The sequence below is a fragment of the Rhizobacter sp. P2_G4 genome, assembly GCF_056403575.1.
Map to the genome: position 1 here is coordinate 1 of NZ_JBFUFG010000028.1, position 3,838 is coordinate 3,838.

A 3,838-nucleotide genomic window follows, 5' to 3' on the forward strand; every position below is an offset into this window, starting at 1 on the left:
GTCCACAGGCGAGTCATCGTCGGTGGGTGGCGGCTCCTTTGGTTTCTCCGGCGTGTCTGTTCACAACGTTGGTGAAACTCGCACACTGGTGTTGCTGAATGGCCGGCGTCTGACTCAATTCGGCGGGCAAACACTCACTGGCTTTGCCGCAGCAATGGACTTGAACGCCATTCCAGTGTCAGCCATCGAGCGCGTCGAGATTCTTACAGACGGGGCCTCGTCCCTTTATGGCGCTGACGCTATTGCCGGCGTGGTCAACTTTATTACGAAGCAAGATACGACTGAGGGAGACATCACAGTCGGGTTCTCTAACCCAYGAGATGGCGCCAAAGAAAAGCGCGTTTCGTTTAGCAAGGGGTTCGGGTCGTTAGCCTCCGATGGATTTAATGTGTTCTTCACCGGTGCGCACGACGAACGTACCCAGCTGAAGGCGACTGATCGTGAATTTGCAAAGTCAGGTCGCATCTTCTTCAGCAACAACGGCAAGAACTATCGATTCCAACAGTTCTCGGCGAGCCCGATTCCCGCAAACGCAACTGATGACCAAGGGCAGTTGATCAGCCCCTACCGGTTGGTCAATGGTGCCTGCCCACCGAAAACCTTCCGCGTTGTTGAACCTTACAACGACGGAACAGGTTTGGTGGATGACTATTGCGGCTTTGACTTTGTGGGTGAACTGGAAATCTACCCAGAGCGCAAACGAGATAGTTTGATGGGTTCAGTGAGCAAAACAGTGGGCGACCAAGTGGTGTTCCTGGATGCTTTGTGGTCAAGAACTAAACAAACATCTCGGATCGCGCCTGTGCCAGGTGGCATCACTGTGGCGGCTGGTACTCCCTTGCACGACCAATATCTGCTGCCTTTGGGCATCACCGGTGACAGTACCGCTTTCTATCGGATTGCTGACTTAGGTAAGCGAACGAATGACGATGAGGCAAAGTTTTATGACATCGCCCTGGGCTCAAAGGGTACGTTGGCCGGATGGGACTACAAGGCTAGCGTTGGTCATTCGCAGAGTGATGTTAAAGAGAACCTCTCAGGCTACCCCGGTGCTATCGCGGTACGCAAGTTGACCTCCAGTGGAGCTTTGAATCCGTTTGTTCTGGAGGGCCAGCAATCTGCGGCAGGTTTGGCTGCGTTGAATGCGGCAAACTACAAGGGCTATTGGGACGGCGGCACCGCGAAGCTAGACACCGTCGCAATTTCCGGTTCACGTGAACTGATGGCCCTTCCGGCTGGAGCGTTGTCTCTGGCGGCCGGTGCGAACTTCAACAAGGAGCAGTTCGAAACCAAACCAAGCTTGTTTGCCCAAGGCAAGTTGGCGGATCCTGTTGCAGGAACTCTTTGCGATCCGACAAATCCAGCACTTCCGTGCGACCAACGGTTCGGCGATGGAGCTGCCACAGTTCCTTATTCTGCAGACCGCAAGTCCTATGGCGTTTTTGGTGAGTTGGCGATTCCAATCGTGAAGGGCTTTGAGATCAACACGTCGGCCCGTTATGACCACTATTCGGACTTCGGCAACTCCACCACGGCCAAAGCGAGCTTCCGTTGGACGCCGGACAAGAGCGTGTTGATTCGAGGTTCAGTTGGAACTGGATTCCACGCTCCAACAGTGCCGCAGGTCAATGCGGCAAGGCAAGCTTTTGGCGTTACTTCGGAGAAGTACACCTGCTCGGCAGAACTTCAAGCAGTGGCTACAGCCCAAGGCGCTGTATGCCAGCCTGGCAACCGTCAATACGATCAGATCGCTGGTGGTAACAAGAACCTCCAACCCGAGAAGTCGCTGCAAGGAACGATTGGGATTCGTCTCGAACCATCGAGCCAAATGTCCTTTGGCGTTGATCTGTGGCATGTAGCGATCAGGGATGCTTTTGGTCAACTGACTGAGGAGGAGGTCTTCGCCAATCCTCTCAAGTATCAAAACTCATGGGGCAAGACCAAAGATGTCGGCACCGGGATCGATTACTTGGCTTTTGTCGCGGACAACCAGAATCTTGGGAGGTCTTACTCCACTGGCCTTGACTTTGATGTTGTCGGTCGAGCAAAGACCGGGCTCGGCGATTTGGACACCAAATTGACGGCGACATACATGATTCGGGAGGAGTCCCAACTACTGGCCGATGGCCCTTACTATTCGGCGATTGGAAACAATAACCCGAACCTGGGCGCGGTGACGTTCCGTTGGCAGGGCCGTTGGACCACGACTTTGAAGACAGACCGTTGGGCACATTCCATCGGTGTCAACTTCAAGTCTGGCTATACGGATACTGCGAAAAACGTCGATCTGCTCGACTCTTCTGGCAATGTGGTGGGGCAAGAGACCGTTCAACTCAAGGTGAAGCGGTACTTCACGATGGACTGGCAGACTCAGTGGACGCCTATCAAGAGCTTGTCATTCACCGTTGGCCTGTTGAACGTGTTCGACACGGATCCTCCTTTGACGTTGTCAACGGCTGGCGCGAACAAGGGTCAACAGTTTGGCTATGACGACCGTTACTATGATCCACGTGGCCGTACCGCGTTTGTTAACGCTTCGTACAAGTTCTAAGCAGACTGACTACGACGACTGACTAGTTATTTGTTCTTGTGCCCGCTGGCCACGAGCCGGCGGGCATTTTTTGTTAACCTCAAGCGCTTGTGCTTTCCCAAACTGGAGACCCCAGGGTATGGATTTTTCCAAGAGACAAGCGGACCCAAGACGCCATCTAACTGGCATCGCGTTCGTTGTTTTATTCCACGGCCTTCTCGTCTACGGGCTGATGTCCGGGTTGGCAAGGAAGGTGATCGACGTGGTGCGCGCACCCATCGAAACCAAGGTGATTGAGGAGGTCACCAAGCCGCCGCCGCCGCCTGAAGTGGTGTTGCCTCCACCGCCTAAATTAGAAGCTCCCCCGCCGCCGTTCATACCGCCCCCGGAAGTGCAGATAGCGACACCGCCACCGCCAGCGCCCACCATTACCGCGACAACGCCGACGCCGCCAGTACAGACAGCGATCGTACCCGTGGCACCCCCCGTTGTCGCTGCACCCGCCCCGCCTGCCCCCGCGGTGGTCTCGGCATCGGTGGCATGTTCAAACTACAGCGTAAAGATGGGTGAAGCTGGTTTCCCTCGGGAGGCGATTCGCCAGGGCTTGGAGAAGGGCGAAGCCCTGATTCAATTTACTGTCACCGCCAGTGGTGAAGTCAAAGATGTGAAGGTACTGAAATCCTCGCACCCGATCTTTGCTCGCAACAGCGTACGCATCGTCAGTGAGTACACGTGCGCAGGCCAAGGGCGAGATGTGATTGTTCAAGTGCCCTTTGGCTACAAACTCGAATAGTCGAGCCGACCAGCTCCATTGTGAGAGGCCTCCCATCAGGACGCCTCGTTCAATTTCTTCTTACCCCAGTAGATCGGAAGATCATGTCCTTCATCAAAAAACTCAACTCAATCGCCACAAGCTTGCTCTTGATTGCTTCGTTTGCAATCGCCCCTGCCCACGCGCAGGCTCCCGCCTCCGCGCCCGAAGTGACGGCGCCAACTCCTGCTGCAGCACCAGCGGCGACTGTCAGCAAGGAAAGCGTTGAGAACCCCTATGACCTGAAGCACCTCTGGGCACAGGGCGACGTCGTTGCACGTGGCACGCTGATCATCCTCATCATCATGAGCCTTGCCAGCTGGTACATCCTCGTGACCAAGTTGTTCGAAAGCTTCAAGCTAAGCTCCGAAGCCAAGGCGGCTCGCCAGACATTCTTCAAGTCTGCCAGCCTGAACGAAGGCATGAAAACGCTGAAGAGCGGCAGCGCCTTCCAGTTCATCGCCGAAAGCGGTGTTGAGGCGGGCAAGGACCACGCC

General features: G+C 55.3%; 2 protein-coding genes and 1 pseudogene. All 3 read left to right on the forward strand.

The features are described 5' to 3' along the window. On the forward strand, positions 1-2,551 hold a 2,551-nt coding region (locus AC1DYS_RS32130; protein WP_477906141.1), incomplete at its 5' end, for a TonB-dependent receptor domain-containing protein. 118 nt (positions 2,552-2,669) lie between these two features. Next, positions 2,670-3,323 carry an energy transducer TonB gene (locus tag AC1DYS_RS32135; protein ID WP_477906143.1) on the forward strand — a complete coding sequence of 218 codons (654 nt, stop codon included), beginning with the start codon at positions 2,670-2,672 and terminating at the stop codon, positions 3,321-3,323. 83 nt (positions 3,324-3,406) lie between these two features. Further along, positions 3,407-3,838: pseudogene (locus AC1DYS_RS32140) on the forward strand (MotA/TolQ/ExbB proton channel family protein); the annotation flags it as partial.

Excerpts from the sequence above, each read along its gene's own strand:
- AC1DYS_RS32135 (WP_477906143.1), top strand. The coding sequence starts at position 2,670 with ATGGATTTTTCCAAGAGACAAGCGGACCCAAGACGCCATCTAACTGGC.